Origin of the sequence: Mycoplana azooxidifex (genome assembly GCF_014196765.1) — a bacterium.
Taxonomy (GTDB): Bacteria; Pseudomonadota; Alphaproteobacteria; order Rhizobiales; family Rhizobiaceae; genus Mycoplana; species Mycoplana azooxidifex.
Genome location: NZ_JACIEE010000001.1, coordinates 268,537 through 290,558, shown reverse-complemented (window position 1 = coordinate 290,558; position 22,022 = coordinate 268,537). Strand labels below are relative to the sequence as shown.

At 66.0% G+C, this 22,022-nt stretch carries 17 protein-coding genes; 12 read left to right on the top strand and 5 right to left on the bottom strand.

Annotated features, from left to right (window positions below; translation table 11 throughout):
• Nucleotides 1–225: 225 nt before the first annotated feature.
• Entirely contained in the window at nt 226–1,302 is a 1,077-nt protein-coding gene (locus GGQ64_RS01390) for a phytanoyl-CoA dioxygenase family protein (RefSeq protein WP_183798098.1), read from the top strand.
• 37 nt (nt 1,303–1,339) lie between these two features.
• On the opposite strand, the gene GGQ64_RS01385 is transcribed toward GGQ64_RS01390, so the two are convergent.
• Nucleotides 1,340–2,044: a glutathione S-transferase family protein gene (locus GGQ64_RS01385; protein ID WP_183798096.1), complete on the bottom strand. Its 705-nt coding sequence runs from the start codon at nt 2,042–2,044 to the stop codon at nt 1,340–1,342.
• A gap of 110 nt (nt 2,045–2,154) precedes the next feature.
• On the opposite strand from GGQ64_RS01385, the gene GGQ64_RS01380 reads away from it, so the two are divergent.
• The gene (locus tag GGQ64_RS01380; protein ID WP_183798094.1) at nt 2,155–2,520 is read left to right on the top strand and encodes a winged helix-turn-helix transcriptional regulator; all 366 of its coding nucleotides are present in this window, start codon (nt 2,155–2,157) and stop codon (nt 2,518–2,520) included.
• Nucleotides 2,521–2,601: 81 nt separating this feature from the next.
• Here GGQ64_RS01380 and GGQ64_RS01375 read toward each other — a convergent pair whose 3' ends face one another.
• Nucleotides 2,602–4,914, bottom strand: a complete 2,313-nt coding sequence (locus tag GGQ64_RS01375) for an NADP-dependent malic enzyme (protein WP_183798092.1) — start codon at nt 4,912–4,914, stop codon at nt 2,602–2,604.
• 251 nt (nt 4,915–5,165) lie between these two features.
• On the opposite strand from GGQ64_RS01375, the gene GGQ64_RS01370 reads away from it, so the two are divergent.
• Nucleotides 5,166–5,984 carry a UDP-2,3-diacylglucosamine diphosphatase gene (locus GGQ64_RS01370; protein WP_183798090.1) on the top strand — a complete coding sequence of 273 codons (819 nt, stop codon included), beginning with the start codon at nt 5,166–5,168 and terminating at the stop codon, nt 5,982–5,984.
• Between the two features lie 137 nt (nt 5,985–6,121).
• The gene (locus GGQ64_RS01365; RefSeq protein ID WP_183798088.1) at nt 6,122–7,342 is read left to right on the top strand and encodes an MFS transporter; all 1,221 of its coding nucleotides are present in this window, start codon (nt 6,122–6,124) and stop codon (nt 7,340–7,342) included.
• Here the strand turns inward: GGQ64_RS01365 and dgcA are convergent.
• On the bottom strand, nt 7,294–8,277 hold the full coding sequence (gene dgcA / locus GGQ64_RS01360) for an N-acetyl-D-Glu racemase DgcA (protein WP_183798086.1): 984 nt from the start codon (nt 8,275–8,277) through the stop codon (nt 7,294–7,296). The two genes, GGQ64_RS01365 and dgcA, sit on opposite strands and share 49 nt — an antisense overlap.
• Before the next feature lie 158 nt (nt 8,278–8,435).
• On the opposite strand from dgcA, the gene GGQ64_RS01355 reads away from it, so the two are divergent.
• The 4 genes from GGQ64_RS01355 (at nt 8,436) to GGQ64_RS01340 (ending at nt 12,754) form a co-directional block, all read left to right on the top strand.
• Nucleotides 8,436–9,569: an ABC transporter permease gene (locus GGQ64_RS01355; protein WP_343059400.1), complete on the top strand. Its 1,134-nt coding sequence runs from the start codon at nt 8,436–8,438 to the stop codon at nt 9,567–9,569.
• Nucleotides 9,569–10,405 carry an ABC transporter ATP-binding protein gene (locus GGQ64_RS01350; RefSeq protein ID WP_183798082.1) on the top strand — a complete coding sequence of 279 codons (837 nt, stop codon included), beginning with the start codon at nt 9,569–9,571 and terminating at the stop codon, nt 10,403–10,405. The genes GGQ64_RS01355 and GGQ64_RS01350 overlap by 1 nt, the downstream gene beginning before the upstream one ends.
• 134 nt (nt 10,406–10,539) lie before the next feature.
• Nucleotides 10,540–11,910: an MlaD family protein gene (locus GGQ64_RS01345; protein WP_183798080.1), complete on the top strand. Its 1,371-nt coding sequence runs from the start codon at nt 10,540–10,542 to the stop codon at nt 11,908–11,910.
• 229 nt (nt 11,911–12,139) lie between these two features.
• A complete protein-coding gene (locus GGQ64_RS01340) occupies nt 12,140–12,754 on the top strand; it encodes an ABC-type transport auxiliary lipoprotein family protein (RefSeq protein ID WP_183798078.1) in 615 nt (204 codons plus the stop codon).
• A 184-nt stretch (nt 12,755–12,938) separates the two neighbouring features.
• Here the strand turns inward: GGQ64_RS01340 and GGQ64_RS01335 are convergent, their stop codons facing one another.
• Nucleotides 12,939–13,385, bottom strand: a complete 447-nt coding sequence (locus tag GGQ64_RS01335) for a pseudoazurin (RefSeq protein WP_183798077.1) — start codon at nt 13,383–13,385, stop codon at nt 12,939–12,941.
• A 296-nt stretch (nt 13,386–13,681) separates the two neighbouring features.
• Between GGQ64_RS01335 and GGQ64_RS01330 the strand changes: the two genes are divergently transcribed.
• Nucleotides 13,682–14,194, top strand: coding sequence for a hypothetical protein (locus GGQ64_RS01330; RefSeq protein ID WP_183798075.1), 513 nt, complete (start codon nt 13,682–13,684; stop codon nt 14,192–14,194).
• Between the two features lie 70 nt (nt 14,195–14,264).
• Here GGQ64_RS01330 and GGQ64_RS01325 read toward each other — a convergent pair whose 3' ends face one another.
• Nucleotides 14,265–19,859 carry an apolipoprotein A-IV repeat region-like domain-containing protein gene (locus GGQ64_RS01325; RefSeq protein ID WP_183798073.1) on the bottom strand — a complete coding sequence of 1,865 codons (5,595 nt, stop codon included), beginning with the start codon at nt 19,857–19,859 and terminating at the stop codon, nt 14,265–14,267.
• A 543-nt stretch (nt 19,860–20,402) separates the two neighbouring features.
• Between GGQ64_RS01325 and GGQ64_RS01320 the strand changes: the two genes are divergently transcribed.
• The 3 genes from GGQ64_RS01320 to GGQ64_RS01310 all read left to right on the top strand — a co-directional run bounded on the left by GGQ64_RS01320 (nt 20,403) and on the right by GGQ64_RS01310 (nt 21,966).
• Nucleotides 20,403–20,717 (top strand): Hpt domain-containing protein, encoded by a 315-nt coding sequence (locus GGQ64_RS01320; protein WP_183798071.1) that lies wholly within the window; start codon nt 20,403–20,405, stop codon nt 20,715–20,717.
• A 193-nt stretch (nt 20,718–20,910) separates the two neighbouring features.
• Nucleotides 20,911–21,231, top strand: a complete 321-nt coding sequence (locus GGQ64_RS01315; RefSeq protein ID WP_183798070.1) for a 2Fe-2S iron-sulfur cluster-binding protein — start codon at nt 20,911–20,913, stop codon at nt 21,229–21,231.
• Between the two features lie 54 nt (nt 21,232–21,285).
• Nucleotides 21,286–21,966 carry an NAD(P)/FAD-dependent oxidoreductase gene (locus GGQ64_RS01310; protein ID WP_183798069.1) on the top strand — a complete coding sequence of 227 codons (681 nt, stop codon included), beginning with the start codon at nt 21,286–21,288 and terminating at the stop codon, nt 21,964–21,966.
• Nucleotides 21,967–22,022: the final 56 nt, after the last annotated feature.

The following is a 22,022-nucleotide window of genomic DNA, read 5'->3' as shown; positions in this document are numbered from 1 at the left end:
GGCAACTCGCCTGTCCCGATCATAGCTTTGGGGGGCGAATGAGCAATGCGCTCGTCGAAAAGTGATTAACGTCAATAATAGTTGAATTTTGTCTTCATGTTTTGTGCGGCGAATTGCCATCGCCGTGCCCATGGTGTAGCAAATTGCTGGCTGCGGCGGCCCCTGGCGGTCATGTTGCCCGCCTTCCGGCGCCGCCATTCCGTCGAACGCACCATAGGTCATCGCATGCGCCTTTCCTCCGTTCTGCTCAGCCCGTTCTATGCGCTCCAGCTGGCGTCCGGCGCCAAGTCCTTCGCGGACAATCCGATCCTAGGCAGCAAGACCCTGAACAAGATGGGCCTCCATGCCAAGCGGGTGTCGCTCGCCATGGACATGGCCGACTGGCGGCGCAAGTCGCTCGCGCGCCTGGTGACGGCCGAGCAACGACGCGAATACGACGAGAACGGCTTCGTGAAGATCGAGAACTTCCTGCCGCCGGAGGTGTTCGCGCAGGTGACGTCTGAGCTGGAGAACAGCGACTTCGACCGTTACGACATGCTGCAGGGTGCGACGGTCACGCGCCGCGCGCTGATCGACGACAGCGACGTGGAGCGCCTTCCGGGCTTCAAGGCGGCGCGCAACGATCCGCGCATGACCAATCTCCTGCGCTACGTCTCCTCCAGCGACGGCCAGCCGCTGCTGGTGGTGCAGGTGGTGATGGCGCTGGCCTCGCCGCCGTCCAAGGCCGTCTCGTCCGATCCGCAGACAGCGCTCCACAGCGATACGTTCCAGCCGACGGCGAAGGCGTGGCTGTTCCTGAAGGACGTCGGCGAGGAGGACGGGCCGTTCTCCTACGTGCCCGGCTCGCACAAGATCACGCCGCAGCGGCTGGCCTGGGAGCAGCGCATCAGCGAAAGCGCCGATACGATCGAGAACAAGTATTCCGCCCGCGGCTCGCTGCGCATCATGCCGCACGAACTGACCGCGCTCGGCTATGGCCAGCCAGTGAAGATGGTGGTGAAGGCCAACACGCTGATCGTCGCCGATACCCACGGCTTCCACGCCCGGTGCCCGAGCTACAAGCAGACGACGCGCATCGAGATCTACGGTTCGCTGCGCCGCAACCCGTTCCTGCCGTTTACCGGCCTGCACATCGCCTCTCTGCCTGTCATCAAGTCACAGATGAACCGCCTGATCATCGGCGCCATGGGCCTGCGCGGCAAGCTCGGCCTCAAGGGCTCCCCATGGGTCAAGGCCGGCCTTGGCAAGGCCGGCGAGTGGTCGAAGCGGCTGAAGCAGCCGGGGGCTGACAGGCAGAAGTAGAGCGTCGAGGCCGGGAGCGACCCCGGCCTCCGGTCTTTCAGCGCCCGAAGCGTTCGATCACTTCCGGCAGGGGAACATGGCCGCGGCAGGCGCCTGTTCCCGCGAGTACCTCGCCGCTTTCGATCGCGATCGCATAGCGCACGGCGGGGTCGGCATCCAGCCTGCGGCGGAGGGCGGCGAGCTTCGGCCAGCGATCAGACGAAGCGACCTCGTGAAATTCGAGCCAGCGTGCGACCCCGACCAGCACGCCATCCGCAAGGGTCGGATGGTCTCCCACCAGATAGGGTGTCTCCCCGATCATCGCTTCCAGCTTGTCATGCCGCTCGATCACCATCTCGCGGCCGAAGCGGCGCAGGACAGCCTGCATCGGCGGGTCCGGCTCCGCCATTTCAAGGGCCGCCCAGAGGGGCGTGAAGGCGCCGGTGAAGCCGGTGTTGAGGAAGGCCATCAGTTGCAGCATGCGATCGGCTTCCGCGGAGCGCGGTTCGAAGCTGATGTGGCGATCGCTGTCGCGGGCGGCGAACCAGTGCGCGATCGCCATCGTCTCGGTCAGCACGCTGCCGTCGTCGGTCACCAGCGCAGGGGTTTCGTGGCGTGCGTTGATGCGGGCATAGGCGGGCTCGCGCATCTCGCCCAGCATGTCGACGCGGCAGAGGCGGTAGGGCTTGCCGAGCCATTCCAGCGCTGCGACGAGGCCCATCGAGCTTCCCGCGGGGAAGCCGTAAACGAGGATCGGTTCCAATGTCGTTCTCCATGATTTCTGTCGATCATGCTGCGCAGCGACACTGGACCTAACTCCTGCCGTACCCCATGTAAATTACGCACTTTTTTGTCACCACGCCGGAGAACGCCATGAAGGATCTCGTCTCGCGCTGCCCGATCGAGGAGGTCATGCAGGTCCTGAGCGGCCGTTGGCCGACGCTTTTGATCTACTACCTGAAGGATGGCACAAAGCGCTTTGCGGACCTGCGTCGCGACAATCCGACGGTCTCGCACCGCATGCTGACGCTGGAACTGCGCAAACTGGAAACCGCGGGGATCGTGCAGCGCACGGCGTTCGAGGGCTATCCGCTGCGCGTCGAGTACGACCTGACGCCGGCGGGACTGGCGCTGGTGCCGTTGATCGACGCCATCTCCGACTGGTGGGAGCAGAACGAGCCGGCCCGTGCCAGGGCTTCGGGCGTGGCCGAGGTGCCCGCGCCGCAGGTCGCTTCTTGAGCATGGACGTCCGTGGTGGTCAAAAAGACAAAAGGCGCGCCTGCCTGTGACGCGCCTTTTCGTGAATGCCAGATGCGGCGTTCAGGCCGGGTAGGACGCCTCGACCACGGCCAGCGCCGCCATGTTGACGACGCCGCGTGAGGTCACGGACGGCGACAGGATGTGGGCGGGCATGGCGGCGCCGAGCAGGATCGGGCCGACATGCAGGCCGTCGGTCATGGTCTTCAGGACGCCGAGGGTGATGTTGGCGGCGTCGAGGTTGGGGAAGACCAGCAGGTTGGCCTCTCCGGTGAGCGTGCTGCCCGGCATGACGCGCTGGCGCAGCGCCTCGGAGATCGCCGAATCGCCGTGCATTTCGCCGTCTGCTTCGAGCTCGGGCGCCCTCTCGCGTACGATCGCCATCGCCTCGCGCATCTTGAAGGCGCTGACGGAATCGCGCGAGCCGAAGTTGGAATGCGAGACCAGGGCCGCGCGCGGGGTGATGCCGAAACGGCGGATTTCCTTGGCCGCCATCACCGTCATCTGCGCCACTTCCTCGGCCGTCGGGTCGAAGCTGACATAGGTGTCGGTGAAGAAGGTCGCGCCGCGCTGGGAGATCAGCAGGCTGAGCGCGGAGAAATCTGTGACGCCCTCGCGCAGGCCGATGATCTGGCGGACATCGCGCATGTGCCTCGCGTAGCGGCCCTCGACGCCGCAGATCAGTGCATCGGCCTCGCCGCGACGCAGCGCAAGCGCGCCGATCACGGTCTGGTTGGTACGCACGATCGTGCGCGCGGCTTCCGGGATCACGCCCTGGCGACCCACCAACTTGAAGTAGTCGTCGACATAGTCGCGGTAGCGCGGGTCGTCCTCGGGGTTGATCACCTCGAAGTCGGCGCCGGGGCGGATGCGCAGGCCGTAGCGCTTCAGGCGGGTCTCGATGATCTGCGGGCGGCCGATCAGGATCGGCTTGGCGGTACCTTCCTCGAGCAGCACCTGGGCGGCGCGCAGCACGCGCTCGTCCTCGCCCTCGGCGAAGACGACGCGCTTCTTCTCGGCGTTCTTGGCGGCGACGAAGATCGGCTTCATGATGAAGCCGGAGCGCCATACGAAGCGGTTGAGCTGGTCGAGATAGGCGTCGAAATCCGTGATCGGCCGGTTTGCGACGCCGCTTTCGGCGGCCGCGCGGGCGACGGCCGGGGCGATGCGCAGGATCAGCCGTTGGTCGAAGGGCGAAGGGATCAGGTAGTTCGGACCGAACACCGGGGTCTCGCCGGAGTAGGCGCGGGCGGCGACGTCGGAGACTTCCTCGCGGGCGAGTGCTGCGATCGCGCGCACCGCCGCCATCTTCATCTCCTCGTTGATCGTCCGGGCGCCGCAATCGAGCGCGCCGCGGAAGATGTAGGGGAAGCAGAGGACGTTGTTGACCTGGTTGGGGAAGTCGGATCGGCCGGTGCAGATCATCGCATCGGGGCGGGCGGCGCGCGCCTCTTCCGGCATGATCTCGGGGTTCGGGTTGGCGAGTGCCATGATCAACGGCTTCTCGGCCATGCGGGCCAGGAGCTCCGGCTTGAGCACGCCGGCGGCGGACAGGCCGAGGAAGACGTCTGCATCGTCGATCGTCTCGGCCAGCGTCCGCTTGTCGGTGTCCTGCGCATAGACGGACTTCCACTGGTCCATCAGCACCTCGCGGCCCTTGTAGACCAGGCCCTCGAGGTCGTGCACCCAGATGTTCTCGGGCTTTGCGCCGAGCGTTACCAGCAGGTTGAGGCAGGCAAGGGCTGCCGCACCGGCGCCGGAGGCGACGATCTTGGCCTTGGCGATGTCCTTGCCGGCAAGTTCCAGGCCGTTGAGGATGGCGGCGGCGACGATGATGGCGGTGCCGTGCTGGTCGTCGTGGAAGACGGGGATGTCCATCTTCTCGCGCAACTGGCGCTCGACCTCGAAGCACTCCGGCGCCTTGATGTCCTCGAGGTTGATGCCGCCGAAGGTCGGCTCCAGTGCGGAGACGACGTTGACCATCTCGCCCACGCTTGCCGCATCGATCTCGATGTCGAACACGTCGATGCCGGCGAATTTCTTGAACAGCACCGCCTTGCCTTCCATGACGGGCTTGGAGGCGAGCGGGCCGATGTTGCCGAGGCCGAGGACGGCGGTGCCGTTGGAGATGACCGCGACGAGGTTGGCGCGGGCCGTGTAGTCGGCTGCGGTCTCGGGGTTGTCGCGGATGGCGAGGCAGGGGGCGGCGACGCCCGGCGAATAGGCGAGCGCGAGATCGCGCTGGTTGCCCAGCGGCTTGGTCGGCTGGATCTCCAGCTTGCCGGGGCGGGGGTAACGGTGGAAGAACAGGGCCTGCTGGTCGATGTCGCCGCTCGGCGGGGTGGGTTTCGCTTTCGGTTTGTCGCCAGTCGTCATTTTCTTCCTGCCCGATTCCAATCGATGTTCGGTCTTCCGGCACGGATGGGTGCGCCGCGAAGTTTGCCGTTGCCATAAAGCCCCAATTGCCGGTGCATGCAACCGTCAAATGCCGGGGGTGCGCCGGACCGGTCGCATAAGGCGGCGATGTGGTTGTGAACAGGCCCTGTCATTCCCCTGAAACACGAGTCTGGTTTTGAGCTAGCGCGAAAGGCACCTTCACCGAAGCTCGATCGCGGGAGTAGACGACCATGAACGCCCACGCCCCAGAACCGAACGTCCGGCGTGTCCGGACCCTGTTCCTGTCGGACGTGCATCTCGGCTCGAAGGCAGCAAAAGCCGACTTCCTGCTCGACTTCCTGCGCTATCACGAGGCGGCGACGATCATCCTCGTCGGCGACATCGTCGACGGCTGGCGGCTGAAGCGCAGCTGGTACTGGCCGCAGAGCTGCAACGACGTGGTGCAGAAGCTGCTGCGCAAGGCGCGCAAGGGTACGCGCATCATCTACGTCCCCGGCAACCACGACGAGTTCCTGCGCGACTTTCCCGGCGTGCATTTCGGCGGCATCGAGGTCGCCCAGCAGATCGTCCACGAGGCGGCGGACGGAAAGAAATATCTCGTGCTGCATGGCGACGAGTTCGACGTGGTGGTGCGCAATGCCCGCCTGCTCGCCTATCTCGGCGACTGGGCCTATGACGCGGCGATCGTGATCAACATCGCGCTGGCAGCCGTGCGGCGGCGGCTGGGGTTGCCCTACTGGTCGTTCTCCGCCTGGGCGAAACTGCAGGTCAAGCATGCGGTCAATTTCATCGGCGCCTTCCAGAAGGTGGTGGCCGACGAGGCCCGCAAACATGGTGCGGACGGCGTCATCTGCGGCCACATCCATCACGCCGTCATCGAGGACATCGACGGCATCCGCTACATCAACACCGGCGACTGGGTCGAAAGCTGCACGGCGGTGGTGGAGCACTGGGACGGGACGATGGAACTGGTGACCTGGCGATCGCCCGCCGTGCCCGCGCCGATCACGATCCTTCCGCGCAGCCAGGGCGTGCCGGAGGCGGCCTGAAAGCCGCCCTCACGGCGCGGAAACAGGGACAATGAAAACGTGATCCGGCGGCGTGACACGTCCGTGAATTGACGGATTGGCGTACGTGCCTCGCCGTGCTAGGCGTGCTGTGTCCCTCTGTTCAGGTTTTTTCGGATATGAATGCGCCTTACGGCATGGTCGCAAGCGGCGCTGCGCCGCGCCTCTTCGTCCTGCGCACCGCCATCGTCTTCTGCGCCCCGATGCTCGTTAACGGCATCGCATTGCCCTTCTTCCCCGTCTGGCTGAACTCGCTGTCGATGAGCGACTGGGAGATCGGGGTGGTGCTGGCCGTGCCGCTGGTGGTGCGCGTGATCGCGGCACCGATCGCCGGCATGATCGCGGACCGGATCGGCGACCGGGCGATCGTGCTGGTCTGGTCGGGGATGATGTCGCTCGCGACGGCGATCGCGCTCCTGTTCGTCGAGCACTTCTGGCCGGTCCTGATCCTCTATACGCTGCAGGGCATCGTCTATGCGCCCTACCTGCCGATCACCGATGCGATCGCGCTCAGCGGCGTCCGCCGCTGGAACTTCGACTACAGCCAGATGCGCTTCTGGGGCTCGGTCGCCTTTATCGTCTCGACCATGATCGGCGGGTGGCTTTCCGGCATCTTCGGAGGGGCCATGGTACTGCCGGCGATGACCGTGGGCTTCGTGTCGACGGTCGTGTGCGCCTTCATCGCGCCGCGGATCGGCAAGCCCCGGCGGCCGTCCCCCATCTCGGCGCTGGCGGTGGCGCCAGCGGCTCCCGCCGGGCAGATGGACGTGCAACTGATGATGATCGGTGCGGCGCTGGTCAACGCCAGCCATGGCATGTACTTCGCCTTCGCCGCGATCCTGTGGGGCGCGGAGGGCTATTCGGGAACCGAGGTCGGCCTGCTCTTCAGCGTCGGGGTAGCCGCCGAGATCGCCTTCTTCATTCTCTCCGCCCGACTGCTGCGCCGCTTCAGCCTGTGGACCCTGATCGTCTTCGGCAGTTCGGTCGCGGTCTTCCGGTGGATTGTCTTCCCGCATGCTCTTGGGTTCTCGGGATATGTCGCGCTGCAGTGCCTGCATGCGCTGACCTATGCGAGCGTCCATGTCGGCGTGCAGGGGCGCATCGTCGAACGGGTCGCCGAGGAAAGGGAGGCTTCCACGCAGGGGCTCTATTTCTTCTACAACGGCATCCTGATGGCGCTGACCACGTTTCTGTCCGGCTATCTGTTTTCCTGGTACGGCATCGACGGCTTCTATGCGATGTCGGTGGTGGCGGCGCTCGGGCTGTCGCTGACGGTGCTGGCGCGGGCGCTTCAGCCCCAGAGGCTGGCGTTCGGCGGGAACACGAGCGAACCTTCGTAGCGCAGCGCGGGGTCGCGGTCGCGCGCGAGCAGCAGCGGTCCGTCGAGATCGACGAAGTCCGCGCCCTGTGCGAGGAGGACGGCCGGCGCCATCGCCAGCGACGAGCCGACCATGCATCCGACCATGATCTTCAGGCCGAGGCGGCGGGCTTCGTCGCGCATGGCGAGCGCCTCCGTCATCCCGCCGGCCTTGTCGAGCTTGATGTTGATGGCGTCGTAGCGATCGCAAAGCGCTGCGAGATCGGCGCTCAGGTGCACGCTCTCGTCGGCGCAGACGAGCACCTTGCGCTCGACATGCCGCAGCGCCTCGTCCCGGCCGGCCGGAAGCGGCTGCTCGACGAGGGCGACATCGCACTCGACGCAGATCGCGAGGTGGCGGGTAAGCGTTTCCTCGGTCCAGCCCTCGTTGGCATCGAGAATGATCTGCGACGTCGGTGCTGCGGCGCGGACGGCGCGGATGCGCGAGGCGTCGTCCGCCGTGCCGACCTTCACCTTCAGCAGCGCGCGATGGGCGTGGTGCGCCGCCTGGGCGGCCATCGCGTCCGGCTCGCCGAGCGAAATCGTGTAGGCCGTCACCAGCGGTTGCGGTTCGGCGTCGTTGACGTGCTTCCAGGCCGGTTCGCCCGCAAGCTTCGCCTCCAGGTCCCACAGCGCGCAATCGACGGCGTTGCGGGCGGCACCGGCGCGCATGGCCCGGCCGAGCTCCTTATGCTCCAGACCGGCTTCGATCGCCGGGCGTGCAGCCTCGATTTCGGCCAGCACGCTGTCGACCGATTCGCCGTAGCGCGGGTAGGGCACGCATTCGCCCTGGCCTGTGTGACCGCCCGCCGTAAGCCTGCAGGTGACGACGACGGCTTCCGTCTTGGAGCCGCGCGAAATCGTGAAGCTGCCGGCGATCGGGAAACGCTCGGTGGAAGAGGCGAGTTGTCGGCGCATATCTTTCGGTTTCCTGGCAAATTCGAGATCGGCGTGGTTGTGTTCCGGCTTCCGGCGGTGACAGATGACGGTCGAGCGGGTATGAGTCGCGATCAACGGTTTACGGCATCATTGGTTACATCGTCCGGGAAGAAGCAAGAGCATTGAAGTCTTCGGCCATCCCCTCCGCAGAAATCGAGGTCGCAGACGATCCGCAGCGTGGTTCGGTCTGGCGGCTTACGGGCGCGTGGCGTGCGCAGACGGCCGTCGGTGCCAAGCGTAAGCTCGATGAGCTTTCCGCCGGCAATTCCAACCAGCCCCTCCAGATCGACCTCAGCGGGATCGAGGGCATGGATACGGCCGGGGCCTGGCTTATCCGCCAGGCGATCGGCGAGCGGCAGGAGAAGGGCGCGCAGGTCGACCTCGTCGACCCGCAGGGGCGTTTTTCCGACCTGATCAATGCGCTGCCTGCCGAGATTTCGGAGCCGGAACCGGAAAGCGCGCGCCCGAGCCTGTTCACCCGCTTCTTCACGCCGATCGGCCGCAACGTCGTGGAGGTCTGGGGTGATCTGGTCGCGGCGATGTTCATCCTCGGCTCGGCAGTCCGTGGCGCGCAGTTGAAGCTTGGCCGGCGCAGCGGCGTTTCGCCGGCGGCGATCGTGAACCAGATCGACCGGATGGGCGTCAGGGCGGTGCCGATCATCGTTCTCATGTCGTTCCTGATCGGCGCGATCATCGCCCAGCAGGGCGCCTTCCAGTTGCGCTATTTCGGTGCCGAGGTGTTCGTCGTCGACCTCGTCGGCATCCTGCAGTTGCGCGAGATCGGCGTGCTCCTGACCGCGATCATGATCGCCGGTCGTTCGGGCAGCGCGATCACGGCCGAGATCGGCTCGATGAAGATGCGCGAGGAAATCGATGCGCTGAAGGTCATGGGATTGTCACCGGTCGGCGTGCTGGTGTTCCCGCGGCTGGTGGCGTTGACCATCGCCCTGCCGCTTCTGACCGTCATTGCCAATTTCGCCGCGCTGGCCGGGGCCGCGGTGGTGGCCAAGGCCTATTCGGGCATCACCTATGATACGTTCCTGTCGCGGCTGCGCGAGGCGATCGACATCTCGACCATCGTGTCGGGCATGATCAAGGCACCTTTCATGGCGCTGGTGATCGGTATCGTCGCCTCGGTGGAAGGGTTGAAGGTCGGTGGCAGCGCCGAATCGCTCGGCCTGCACGTCACGGCCTCCGTGGTGAAGTCGATCTTCGTGGTGATCCTGATGGACGGCCTCTTCGCCATGTTCTATGCGGCGATCGATTTCTGATGGGCGGGGCAGGCGTGGACGAGAGCGGGGAAGCGGAGGCAGGCACCGGCACCGACAAGGGGAAAGCCGCAACGGATCGGGAGATCATCCTGTCGGTCAAGGACCTGACCGTCGGCTTCGGCGACCACCTGGTGCTCGACAAGCTGAACCTCGACATCTACCGCGGCGAGATCCTCGGCTTCGTCGGCGCGTCCGGTGCCGGCAAGTCGGTGCTGATGCGCACGGTGCTGCGGCTTCTGCCGCGACGGGGCGGGACGATCCGCATCCTCGGCGCCGATTTCGACCAGGCGAGCGAGACCGAGCGCCTGGCGCTCGACATGCGGCTCGGCGTGCTGTTCCAGCAGGGCGCGCTGTTCTCCTCGCTGACGGTGCTGGAGAACATCCAGGTGCCGATGCGCGAATACCTCGACCTGCCGCAGGCGATGATGGACGACCTGGCCCGGCTCAAGATCGAGCTGGTCGGCCTTGCGCCCGAGGCGGCAGAGAAGTTTCCCTCCGAGCTTTCCGGCGGCATGATCAAGCGCGCGGCACTCGCGCGTGCGCTCGCGCTCGATCCCGACCTCGTGTTCCTGGACGAGCCGACATCGGGCCTCGACCCGATCGGGGCTGCCGAATTCGACGAATTGATCGCCAAGTTACGAGACACCCTGGGGCTTACCGTCTATATGGTGACCCACGACCTGGACAGCCTGTTCTCCGTCTGCGACCGGATCGCGGTCCTGGGCAAGAAGCGGGTGCTGGTGGAAGGCACCATCGAGGACATGCTGGCCTTTGACGATCCCTGGGTGCAGGCCTATTTCAAGGGCAAGCGCGCGCGGTCCATCGTCCGGAACTGACGGCGCGGCTGGACGCAAGGGACAGGGTACGGTTGAATTGACGGAACCGGGCACCGATTCCCGGCTGTGTGACGTGGAGATTGTCGAGGCGGCGCGGGGCGCTCCTTCGACGAATGCGGGTGACTGAGAGAACCATGGAAACAAAGGCCAACTACGCAATCGTCGGCTTCTTCACGCTGCTGGTCATCGCAGCCGCGTTCGGCTTCGTCTACTGGATGTCGCAATACGGCCGCAGCGGCGAGATGGCGCCGCTCGCCATCCGCATCCCCGGCTCGGCGAACGGCCTCAGCGTCGGCTCTCCGGTCCGCTTCAACGGCATTCCCGTCGGCTCCGTGCGCAGCCTCGCCATCGATTCCGACGATCCGCGCTATTCGATCGCCTTGACGGAAGTGTCGACCGAGGCGCCGGTCAAGCAATCGACTTCGGCGGTCCTAGAGGTGCAGGGGCTCACCGGAGCTGCCTATATCGAACTGTCCGGCGGTCGGGCCGAAGACCAGAACATCCTCAAGATGGCGCTGGAATCCGAAGGCACGGCGGTGCTGATCGCCGAGCAGTCGAGCGTCACCAACCTGCTCGCCACCGCCGACAAGATCCTCAAGCGCGCCGACAGCGCGATTTCCGACGTGCAGGGCTTCGTCGCCGATGCCCGTGGTCCGCTGACGAACACGATCCGCAATGCCGAGAAATTCTCCGACGCGCTGACGCGCAATTCGGACAATATCGACAAATTCCTGCAGAGCGTCGGCGGTCTGTCCGATACGTTCAGCAGTGTGTCCGGGCGGCTCGATACGACGATGGCGGCGATCGATTCGCTGATCAAGGCGGTGGACGCCAAGAAGATCGACCGCGTGGTCTCGAACGTCGACAAGGTGACCTCCGACTTCGCCGCAGCCTCAGGGGAAGTGAAGGGGACGATCGAAAGCTTCAAGCGCACGGCCGACACTTTCGAGACCGTCGGCCGCAACGCGACCACCATGCTCGACAAGGTCGACAAGCTGGTGGCTGCCGTCGATACCCAGAAGGTGCAACTGACGATCAACGACATCAACGCGGCAAGCGCCGATGCCCGCGAGGCGATTTCCTCGATCCGGCAGGTGGCCGACAGGCTCGGTGCGCGCCAGGAGGACATCGACCAGACCATCACCGACGTTCGCCAGATGGCGAGCAAGCTGAACGCGGCCTCGACGCGGGTGGACGGCGTGCTGGCCAAGCTCGACGGCTTCCTCGGCGAGGGCAACACGCAGTCGCTCGTCGCAGAGGCCAAGGCCACGCTGGAATCGTTCAAGCGGGCGGCGGATTCGCTCAATGCCAGGATCGGCCCGATCGCCGACAACCTGCAGCGCTTCTCCGGCGGCGGCCTGCGCAACGTCGAGGCGCTCGTCAACGAGACGCGGCAGACGGTCCAGAGCCTGCAGAACACGATCACCGACTTCGACAAGAACCCGAGCCGGCTGATCTTCGGTGGCGAGACCGTCAAGCAGTACGACGGCCGGACCCGGCGATAACGCGCGGCGACAGTCGCACCCCGCCGGGCGAAATCCGCCCGCAAGCGTCTGCCGCAACGCCGGTTCGTTCCAGCGGCGCGACCTTTCGATGCTCCGCGGGTGCGCGACTGTGGCGGCAACTCCACAACCTTCGAAGCGATTGGCTTTCCTTGCGATTTGTGCCGTCCGGGAGCGGTGACAGCCCCGCGCGCCGCTGCTACAGATTGCACATCGGAGAGATTCGCACAGCATGACGAGTTCAGACAAGGCGTTGCGGGGTTACGGATGGGCGACGAAAGTCGCCGTCGCATTGGTGACGGCAGCGGTCCTGTCCGCATGCGGGACCAAGGCGGTGAACGATACGTTCGCCCTGACGTCGGTGCCCGTCGTCGAGGGGCCGTCGGCGCGCAACCGCCAGATCCTGGTGACGGAGCCGACGGCGCTCAAGGCGCTCGGCAGTGACCAGGTCGTGGTCCGGCCGACGACTTCCGAAATCCAGTATCTGGGCAAGGCCCAATGGGGCGATACGCTGCCGAAGATCGTGCAGTCGAAGCTCGTGCAGGCCTTCGAGGCGAGCGGCAAGCTCGGCGGCGTCGGCAAGCCGGGCGAGGGGCTGGCGATCGACTTTCAGGTCGTGACCACGCTGCGCACCTTCGAGGTCAGCACGAGCGGTCCTGCGACTGCAGTGGTGGAGATCTTCGCCAAGATCGTCAACGACCGCAACGGGACCGTGCGGGCCCAGCAGGTCTTCCGCGCCACGGCGCCGGTGACCGGTCCCGGCAATACGGCCTTCGTCGCCGGCCTCGACACGGCCTTTGCGAAGGTGACCGCCGACATCGTCGCCTGGACGCTCAATTCCATCTGACGGCGCGGCCAGTGCCGTTCCGGTGCGTGGAAACCATTTGTCCCTGATATCCGTGCCGTTCATCCCTGCGCAAGGATAGGTGCCGGATCGATGATCGCCGGCCCTGGGGCCGGAGATCGTTGACAGGCAGGCTGGGAAGCGTGCGGTTTCGGCCGCCATGTTTGCCCTGCCTGGAGCGCGGCCCTCAGAACCCCGCGGCGGCGATTTCCGCGTCGAGGCGGTCGCGCGCCTTCTTCGGCAGCTTCGCCGTCTTGACGGTCTCGGCGTTGGCGGGGGCGTCGTCGACCACGACGAGCGCGATCATGCCCATGCCGACATGCGGCGCGCACTTGACGACATAGGCGCCGGACACGTCGAAGGTGACCTTGATCGCTTCGTTGATCTTGCCCTTGAACGGCTTGGCGCCCTCGGGGATGAGGTCCTTGACGCTTTCGGCGTTATGGGACTTGTCGGTCGGAACGAAGGTGACGGTGTCGCCCTTGGCGATCTTCAGGGATGCCGGTTCGAAAACCATCGCCCCGCTCTCTCCCTTGTTCAGCATCTTGATTTCAAAGTCGGCGGCGGCGGCGTAACCGCCAAGGGCGGCGGTGATGACAAGTGCGCCCGCCAAGGAACGAAGGATCATGCTCATAGTCTTTTCTCCTGGTCCGGAAGCTTCTGGCTCCTCCTGGAAAATGCGAGGAGCGCTCCGGAAACGCCCCTGATATAGCGCAACGGAGCGGCCGCTTCTGCACGCTGTGGCTGCGGCATTCCTTCGCAGGGCGCACATGCCGTCAGGGCGGATGGAGTCGCATGGCAGGTCCGGAGGCAGCGCGGGAATGCAACCTTCGTGTGCATACTGCTATTTCTTGCACTTGAAGTCGGCCCGGTGCACGCGTACGCCATTCATCGATTGTTAAAGAATTTGTTTGTCGATGGATCAATTCGGTGATTGAGAACCCCAAGGCCCGCCACTATCTCGCTGCGCTCTATCCCGAAAAAGAGGCCGGCAAGCACTATCGCGAGGTCAACCTCGTCGCCAGGGCGCTGTTTCCGGCGCCGGGGCTGAAGTCGCTCCACAGCATGCAGGTGCGGATCGTCCGGATTTCGGAGAACGGTGCCGTCCTGCATTCGCGTACCATCGACTACCTGCCGGACCACTTCTACCTCTGCCTCGGCGCGCGCGAGATCCTGATCACCTGCGCGCGGAAGCTGTTGGCGAACGGAAACGCCGTCGTCGGCTTTTCCCGCGACGAAAAGCCGGCCTTCATCGACGCACTGGCGCAGATCACGTTTCCGCTGATGACGCTGAAGAAGCTCGCCGGTGCGTGCCCCCTGGTGACGAGGAGCGAATTGCCCGGCAGGGTGCCGCGCGCAAGCGGCGGTAGCGGGGGATCCTCGGACCCGGGCGGCCGGATCGCGCTATCGGGTCGGCGCCGCGGCTGGAGCGGATCCCCCTGACAGAAGCATCCTGTCGCCCAACGAAAACGGCCGCTTTCGCGGCCGTTCTGCAATCTCAACTTGGCTCACTTCAGTTGAAGCGGCCGGCCGCGTGGGCGAGCATGGTGTAGACCTTGCCGGTATCCGACGTCAGGTAGGACTGCGTCAGGACCTTGTCGCGGTCGTTGCGGGCCACGTCGGCGAGCAGCTTCTCGAAGTCGCTGATGTAGCGGTCGACGGCGGTGCGGAACTCCGGCTCGCGCTCATACTTGCGCTTGATCTCGTCGAAGGTCTGCTGGCCCTTGAGCGTATAGAGGCGACGGGTGAAGACGTCGCGCTCGCCGCGCTGGTAGCGCCGCCACAGGTCGACCGAGGCGTCGTGATCGATGGCGCGGGCGATGTCGACCGACAGCGAATTCAGCGATTCGACGACGTGGTGCGGGTTGCGCGTGTCAGTGCTGCGCTGCGGCTGGTTCTCCGCCCGCGGCTGGGCGAACTGCTGCTCCTCGCGCGAGGCACCGCGCAGCAGGTCGCGCATCCAGCCGCCGCCTTCGGGCGCACGCGCCTGTTCGGTGACCTGCGATCCCGGCTGGGCCTCGCGGGCCGTCTGAACCTCGCGGGCCGGCTGAGCCTCGCGGATCGTGGGGGCCGCCGGGCGCTCGATGCCGAGCGTGCCGCGCAGCGCAGGCGCGCTCTCTTCCTGGCGCTGTGGCTGGGGCGCCGGCTGCGATACCTGCTGGATTGCCTGGGCCACCGCCTGGGCGGCGGTGGGGCGATGTTCGGCCGGACGCGAGACCTCGAGGCTGTTGGCGGACTTGCCGATGATATCGGAGAGATCCTGCAGCGCCTTGATCTGCTCGGCGACGGCGCGGCGCATGCTGGCCGCGTTCTCCTTTGCCTCTTCCGGCAGGTCGAAGGCACCGCGCTTCAGCTCGGTGCGGGTCTGGTCGAGTTCGCGGCGGATATCGGTGGCCGCGCGGCGGATCTCGTCGGTGGCACCCGAGAACTTGCCGAGCGCTTCCTCGACTGCCTGGCGCAGCGTCTCGCCCATCTGGCGGGTCGTGGCGTCGGACTTCTGGCTGGTCTCGGCCACGAGCCGGTCGACGTCGGAGAGGGTCGCGCCGACACTGCCGCGCAGGCGGTTGGCAACCTCGCGGCTGCGCTCCTCCGCATTGGCGAAGGCGCCTTCGACCGCCTTTCCGGCCTCCTCGCCGGCACGCGACAGGGTGTCGCGCAGGGAGTCGGACGCGGACTGGGCGCGCTCTTCCGTCTCGCTCAGCAGGCGGCCGACATCAGAGAACGATGCCTGGATGCCGCTGCGCAGGTTCGTTGCGACCTGGCTCGAGCGCTGTTCGGCGCGGGAGAAGGCTCCCTCGACCATGCCCTCGAGCGAACGCATGGCGTTCTCGATGTCTTCGGAGCGCTGGACGAGGCCGACGGACAGGTTACGCAGCGCGTCCTGCCGTTCCTCGAGCGTGCTGACGAGATTGGACTGGGCCGCGCCGAGAAGGTCGGAGGCCTGCGACAGGAGCTTGGAGTGATCCTCGAAGCGCCCGACGATGCCGCCGATCTGCGAGAGCGTGCCGCTGGAGATGTCCGACAGGCGATCGATCCTGCCTTCCAGCAGGCGCGACGCAGTCGATACCATGTCGGCGGAGGCGGTGAAACGATCGCTGGAGGTGCTGAGTTTCTCGTCGACCTTCGACAGGTTGGCCGTTGCCTCGTGGACGAGGGTCGAAATGGCGTTGTTGCTGCCGGACAGGCGTTCGATGAGGCTGAGGACGCTGCCCTGCAGGTCGGATTCGACCTGTTGCAGCGCGCTGGCGGCCTCCTGCGTCCGGCTGGCGATGGCGCCGAGCGTATCGTTGGTGCGGGTGGAGATCGCTTCGAGCAGGGCGGCGTTTTCCGAGCGCAGGCGCTCGCCGTTTTCCTGCGCGGCAGCCGTGATGCGGTCCGCAGCCTCGCGGCCCGTCGCCGCATATTCCTCGATGATCGGCTTTGCCTTCTCCTCGATCAGCCGGCCGAGCTCGGCCGAACGGCTCGACAGCATCGAGTTGAGTTCGCGCGTGCGTTCATCGAGCGTCGAGCGGATCGCGTTGCCGCGGGCGTCCAGCGCCTTCTCCACGTCGGAAAGGCCGGCGCGGATGGTCTGGCCGTGGCCTTCAAGGCGACCCTCGACCTCGGCGAAGCGGCTGAGCGTGTTGCCGGTGGTCTCCTCGACGGAGCGGGCGAAGGCCTCGTTGCGCGCGGTGAGGGCATCCGTGAAGGCCTCTCCGGTCTTGGCGATGGTCTCGGCGGCGCGCTGCGCCTCGGTGCCCATGTCCTGGGCGGCGCGGGAAACCGCTCCGCGCAGCGACGTGCTCAGGCTTGCAAAGTCCTCGCCGGTCTTGGCGAGCGTCTGGGCCGAGCGAGCGGCTTCGGCATCCATGTCCTGCGCCGCCTGGGTCACCGCCTCGCGCAGGGTATGCGCCAGGCCGGCCGCCTTGCCGTCGATGGTCCTGTGGACGTTCTCCAGGCCGATCGACAGCGCCTTGTCCATGGTGGACAGGCGTTCCTCGATCCGGCCGGTGCGATCGTCGATCGTGCCGGCGATGCGATTGGCTGCTTCTTCCGTGACGCGGTCGATCTCGGCGGTGCGGCCGGACAGCGTCGAGGCGATCCGGTCGACGACGTTCTCGCTTGCATGCTCCAGCGTGCCGATGCTGGTGGAGACGGCAAGGCCGAGGGCGTTGGCCGTTTCCATCGAGGCGCGTTCGATCTGATCGACATTGCTGGAGACGGCGAGGCTGATTGCGTCGGCCGAGGCGCGGGAGGCGCGCTCGAGTTCGCTGACGCTGCCGGAGACGGCGGTGCCGATGCTCTCGGAGGCGTCGCTTGCAGCCCGTTCCAGGTCGCCGATGCGATCCGAGAGGGTTTCGGCGATACGGTTGCCGGCGGAGTCGACGAGGCCGGCCACATGTTCCACGCTATGCTGGATGCGGCCTTCGAGCGCGCCGAGATTGCTCTCGATCCGGCTGCCGGTATCGTCGAGGCGAGTGTTGACGGTGTTCAGCGTCGCGTCCATGCGGCTGCCGAACGTATCGGCCGCATGGGCGATCTCGTCGGAGGTGGCGCTGAGGCGATCGGCAATGGCGCCGGCGCCGTCGCGCATGCGCTTGTCGAGGGCGGCGGCACTGGTATCGATCGCCTTTCGGAAGTTCTCTTCCTGCTGCTCGAGGCTCATCTCGAGCATGCTGGCGCTGGTGGCGATCGAGGTGCCGATGGCCGTCGCCTGGTCGGAGAGCGTATCGGACAGCTGCCGCTGGCCCTCGTTGATCGCGACGTTGATCGCATCGATGCGGTTGTCCAGCGTCGAGCGGATCTGGTCGTGTGTGGAGACGAGCGAGCTTGCCAGTTCGGTGGCGCGCTCGGACAGCGTGCCGGCGATCTCGGCAGCGCGGCCGGAGAACGCATCGGCAAATTCCGCGACCTGGCCGGAGAGCACGCCGCCGATCTGCCGGGTGCCTTCGGTCAGCACGCCTTCGACGCGATCGGCCGCGGTGCGGACCGAGCTTTCGAGGGCGCCGCTCGTCTCGGTGAGCATCGTGGACAGGGCCGTCGTCCGTTCGGACAGGGCGGTGTCTATCCGGTTGTGGCTGGCCGCAATCGACGAGGTGATCTCGTCGGCCCGGGTCGCGAGCGCCTCCTCCATGCGGCTCTGGGCCGAGTCGAGGCTGACGGCGAAGCCGAGCGTGCGGGTGTCGAGCGTGTCGATCAGGCGCTCTTCGCTTGCCGCCATGGTCGCCACGAGCTGGTCGGCACGCGTGACGAAGCCGCTCTCGAGCCGCTCCTGGGCTTGCGACAGGCCGCCGATCAGGGCGTCGGCACGCTGGTTCAGCGCCGACTGCATCTTCTCCTGCGCTTCGCTCAGGGAACCGTGCAGGCGCTTTTCTGCGTCGGACATCACGCCGCGCATCTGGTCGTGCGCGCCGTCGACGGATCCGCGGATCGCCGCCGCATGGTCCATGACGGCGCTCTCGAACACTTCCTGGCCGGTGCCCAGCGCCGTGGTCAGAGCGAAGGCCTGGTCGGTCAGCGTGGCGCCGATCCTCTCGATGCTGCTGTTGAGAATGCCCTCGATTGCCTCGTTGCCGCCGCTGACGGTTTCGTTCAGGCGGCCGAGGCTCTCCATCAGCTTGGTGTCGAGCGAGCCGGCGCGCTGGTCGAACGCCTCGGCGAAATCGGACAGACGCTGGTCGAAGGCGCCGGCAACATGGCCGATCGTCGCCTGCAGCCGCTCGTCGAAGAAGCCGGACCGCAGGTCGAGGTCCATGATCGTGTCGTCGGTGGCATTCTTGAGGTTCTGGCGGAACTGCGCGCCCTTTTCGTCCAGCGTCGCGTTCATCGTCTGGATGACGTCGTCGAGGCCGCTGTTGATGGCGTGCTGGCCGACCGTCAGGCTCTCGCTGATCTCGCGCGTGCGGGCGATCAGGGTCTCGTTGAGTTGGCGGGCGCGCTCGTTCAGCGCCGCGTTGAGCTTTTCCGTATTCGCGTCCAGCGACGAGGCGCGGGTCTCGAACTGGTTCAGCAGCGTCTGGCCCTGCCGTTCGAGCGCCTCGGACAATCCTTCAAGGCGGCTGTCGAATTCGTTCGCCAGCGCAAAGCCGGACGAATTGAGCGTCGACAGCAGCGAATCCGTGCGGGCGGAAAGCATGGCGCCGATCGTCTGCGTGGCGCCGTCCGACTTTTCCATCAGCATGGCGGCACGGGTGTCGATCATCGAGGCGAAGGCCTCGCCGGAGGTGGCGATGCGGGTGGCGATTTTCTCGCTCGCGCTCTCCAGGTCGTGGCGCAGCTGCTCGTTGGCTCCCGAAATAGTGGTGCGGATGCGCTCGGAGTGGTTGACGATCGCCTCGCGCTCGGTCCCGAGTTCCTGAACCAGCGTGCGCACGCGGATCTCGTTGTCGGCGTAGCTGCGCTCGAGCGCGTTGACCTCGGAATGGACCAGGGTCTCAAGCTCGGTGGCGCGCGCGATGGTGCGCTCGATGCCTTCGTTCATGGCGGAGACTTCGCGGCGGACGGCCTGGCCGACCGACATGATGCGCTCGGAAGCGACAGTTTCCGGCTCCGACAGGCGAAGGGCGACCTCGGCCATGGAGCGGGCCGCGTTGCGCAGTTCCTGGGCGCGGGAGATCATCGTGGCGAAGGCGAAGAAGAGCATGATCGGCATGACGATCGCGACCAGCATGCCGATCGCGCCCGGAAGGGCGACGAGGTCGGCGACGGAGCGGATCTGCCAGATCTGCGGCGCATAGAGAAGGTTGGCGACGCCGAGGCCGCCGATCACCCAGAGCACCGATATGATCGCTGCCATGCGGATGGCCGATCGGCTGGAGCGCATCTCCAGCGTCCGCAGGATGGCGGCAGGCGACTTGCGCGAGGCGTCGTTGGCCGGCGTGAAGGCCGGGCTCTTCGGCGCGGGCTCGGGGATGGCGCTCTTGCGTTCTGGCTTGTCGGCCTTCTCGGGCTGTGCGGCTGCGCGCGCGGCCGGCCTCGCGCCGCTTTCGGGGCTGCTGGCGGCCGCCGCTTCCTTGGCGGCATTCGTTGGAGTCGCCGGTGCGAGATCGTCGAAGTCGATCTTCAGCGCTTCCTCAAGGGCCTGGAAAGCGGTGTCGTCGATCGACTCTGTGGTTTTCTTCGTCGCCATGCGAATACGCCTCGTTACATTGTACGGACGCTTTCCGGATCGGCCTGCCGCCAGCACAGGTTACCGAATTGCCTTCCGATCGCGACGGCGCCAGTGCAGGGGCATCATGCCGACTGCGAGGCGGAACCGTCACTTCCTACTCCAAACGCGTTTGATAACCCCAAATCCTAAAGGCGCGTTACCCCAGGACGCGGTTATCCACCAGGACCGGCCGCCGGTTCGGCACAAACCGTCCCTGATCGTATCGTAGTGACACATTCCCGTGTTCCACACAATTGACAGGCCCGCCGGTGCATATGGTTCCTAACAGAAAGTTAATGGTAACCAGCCGGGTATCATAGCGGAAAGACAGGAAAATCCCACATTTGGGTTACCGTTAACCATAGTTGGCGAAACTGGTCGCGATCGGAGCGGTATTTACTTCCGGCAGCAGGTCTCAGGACCACAATTGCCACCCCAGGCGATACACATTGTCGGGCCGGCGCGGTCCGGCCCGGCGCTTTGCCTTGGCCATGCAATCCGCCCCCGGGGAGGGCAAAGCCGATGAAACCGCAGCCGATCGATCTTGAACACCTGTCGCGCCAGACCATGGGCGACAGGGACGTGGCGCGCGAGGTGCTCGACCTCTTCGTCCAGCAGGCCGGCCGCTGCCTGACGGAACTGGGTGCCGGCGGAGAGGAGGGGGCCCGCAAGGCGGTCGCCCACCGTCTGCTGGGGGCCGCACGCGGTGTCGGCGCCGACGGTGTCGCCCGTGCGGCGCAAGCGCTGGAGGTCCGGCCGGCGGATGCCGACGCGCTGGCCACCCTGCGGATTGCGGTCGCAGAGGCGGAGGAATTCATCACCGGCCTGGGCCACTGACCTTGCCGGATCGCGCGTCGTCTTCGTGCCGGCGGGCCGGGAACGCAGCAAAGGGAGGGGACGTGCCATCGTCCGTGGCGCTGTTGGGCGCTGTTGACTGTCCATGGGAATTGTTGGAAGTAACCGGCAACGTGCAGGCGTGCGCCAGAGGGCGTTCGACGCAGATATTGAACAACCGTTCCGGAAATTCACGATGACCAAGCTTACGATCGTCGCATTCGATGGCACTTCTCATGAACTGGAGGTCGCCAACGGCTCCACGGTGATGGAGAATGCGGTGCGCAATTCCGTCCCTGGGATCGAGGCGGAGTGCGGCGGCGCCTGCGCCTGTGCCACCTGTCATGTCTATGTCGACGATGCCTGGACCTCGGCGGTTGGCACACCGGAGGCGATGGAAGAGGACATGCTCGATTTCGCCTACGACGTGCGCCCGACCTCGCGGCTGAGCTGTCAGATCAAGATGTCCGATGCGCTGGATGGGCTCGTGGTCCACGTACCCGAGCGCCAGGGCTGATCGCAGAACCGCGTCTGCCGGCCATTTCGGTCTGTGGCGTTAGTGGGTGATGGGATGTCGAACCGCGGAAATGCCGATGTCCTGATCGTCGGAGCCGGCCCGGCTGCCCTGTTTGCGATCTTCCAGCTCGGCATCTACGGCTTTCGCTGCCATCTCGTCGACCGCCTGGACCGCGCCGGCGGCCAGTGCGCAGTGCTTTACCCCGACAAGCCGATCTACGACGTCCCCGGCTTTCCCGAAATCAGCGGCGGCGAACTGACGGAACGGCTGGTGCGGCAGGCCGCGCCGTGCGAGCCCCGCTTCACCTTCGGGCGCTCGGTCGTCGATCTAGTCGCGACGGATGGCGGCCCGTGGCGGGTCAACCTCGACGACGGTACGCTTGTTGACGCGGGCTGCGTGATCCTTGCGACCGGGCTCGGAATGTTCGACATGCCGCCGGGCGTCTCCGCGGATGCGGCGGAGCTTGTTCCCGGACCTGTGGCGCAATGGCCGCTGGAGCGGAGCCGCGGCGGCATCCGCATCGATCCGTCAACCTTCCAGACTGCGCAGAGGGGTCTCTTTGCGATCGGCGACGCCTGCGACTATCCCGGCAAGGTGAAGCTGATCCTGTCCGGCTTCCACGAGGCCGCGCTGGCGACGCAGGAAATCCGCAGGCATCTCACCGGCGGAAAACGATCTGCCGTCGAATATTCCACCACGTCGAAGCGCGTGCGCGAGCGGCTCGGGCGCGGCTGATCGGCCTTACGACCGACGGCCGCTGCTTGGGGAGCGAAAAAAATGCCTCGCCGGTC

Bases quoted from the DNA above. Each gene is read 5' to 3' on its own strand.
- GGQ64_RS01390 (WP_183798098.1), top strand. From the start codon at position 226: ATGCGCCTTTCCTCCGTTCTGCTCAGCCCGTTCTATGCGCTCCAGCTG.
- GGQ64_RS01380 (WP_183798094.1), top strand. From the start codon at position 2,155: ATGAAGGATCTCGTCTCGCGCTGCCCGATCGAGGAGGTCATGCAGGTC.
- GGQ64_RS01375 (WP_183798092.1), bottom strand. From the start codon at position 4,914: ATGACGACTGGCGACAAACCGAAAGCGAAACCCACCCCGCCGAGCGGC.
- GGQ64_RS01370 (WP_183798090.1), top strand. From the start codon at position 5,166: ATGAACGCCCACGCCCCAGAACCGAACGTCCGGCGTGTCCGGACCCTG.
- GGQ64_RS01365 (WP_183798088.1), top strand. From the start codon at position 6,122: ATGAATGCGCCTTACGGCATGGTCGCAAGCGGCGCTGCGCCGCGCCTC.
- dgcA (WP_183798086.1), bottom strand. From the start codon at position 8,277: ATGCGCCGACAACTCGCCTCTTCCACCGAGCGTTTCCCGATCGCCGGC.
- GGQ64_RS01350 (WP_183798082.1), top strand. From the start codon at position 9,569: ATGGGCGGGGCAGGCGTGGACGAGAGCGGGGAAGCGGAGGCAGGCACC.
- GGQ64_RS01345 (WP_183798080.1), top strand. From the start codon at position 10,540: ATGGAAACAAAGGCCAACTACGCAATCGTCGGCTTCTTCACGCTGCTG.
- GGQ64_RS01340 (WP_183798078.1), top strand. From the start codon at position 12,140: ATGACGAGTTCAGACAAGGCGTTGCGGGGTTACGGATGGGCGACGAAA.
- GGQ64_RS01335 (WP_183798077.1), bottom strand. From the start codon at position 13,385: ATGAGCATGATCCTTCGTTCCTTGGCGGGCGCACTTGTCATCACCGCC.
- GGQ64_RS01325 (WP_183798073.1), bottom strand. From the start codon at position 19,859: ATGGCGACGAAGAAAACCACAGAGTCGATCGACGACACCGCTTTCCAG.
- GGQ64_RS01320 (WP_183798071.1), top strand. From the start codon at position 20,403: ATGAAACCGCAGCCGATCGATCTTGAACACCTGTCGCGCCAGACCATG.
- GGQ64_RS01315 (WP_183798070.1), top strand. From the start codon at position 20,911: ATGACCAAGCTTACGATCGTCGCATTCGATGGCACTTCTCATGAACTG.
- GGQ64_RS01310 (WP_183798069.1), top strand. From the start codon at position 21,286: ATGTCGAACCGCGGAAATGCCGATGTCCTGATCGTCGGAGCCGGCCCG.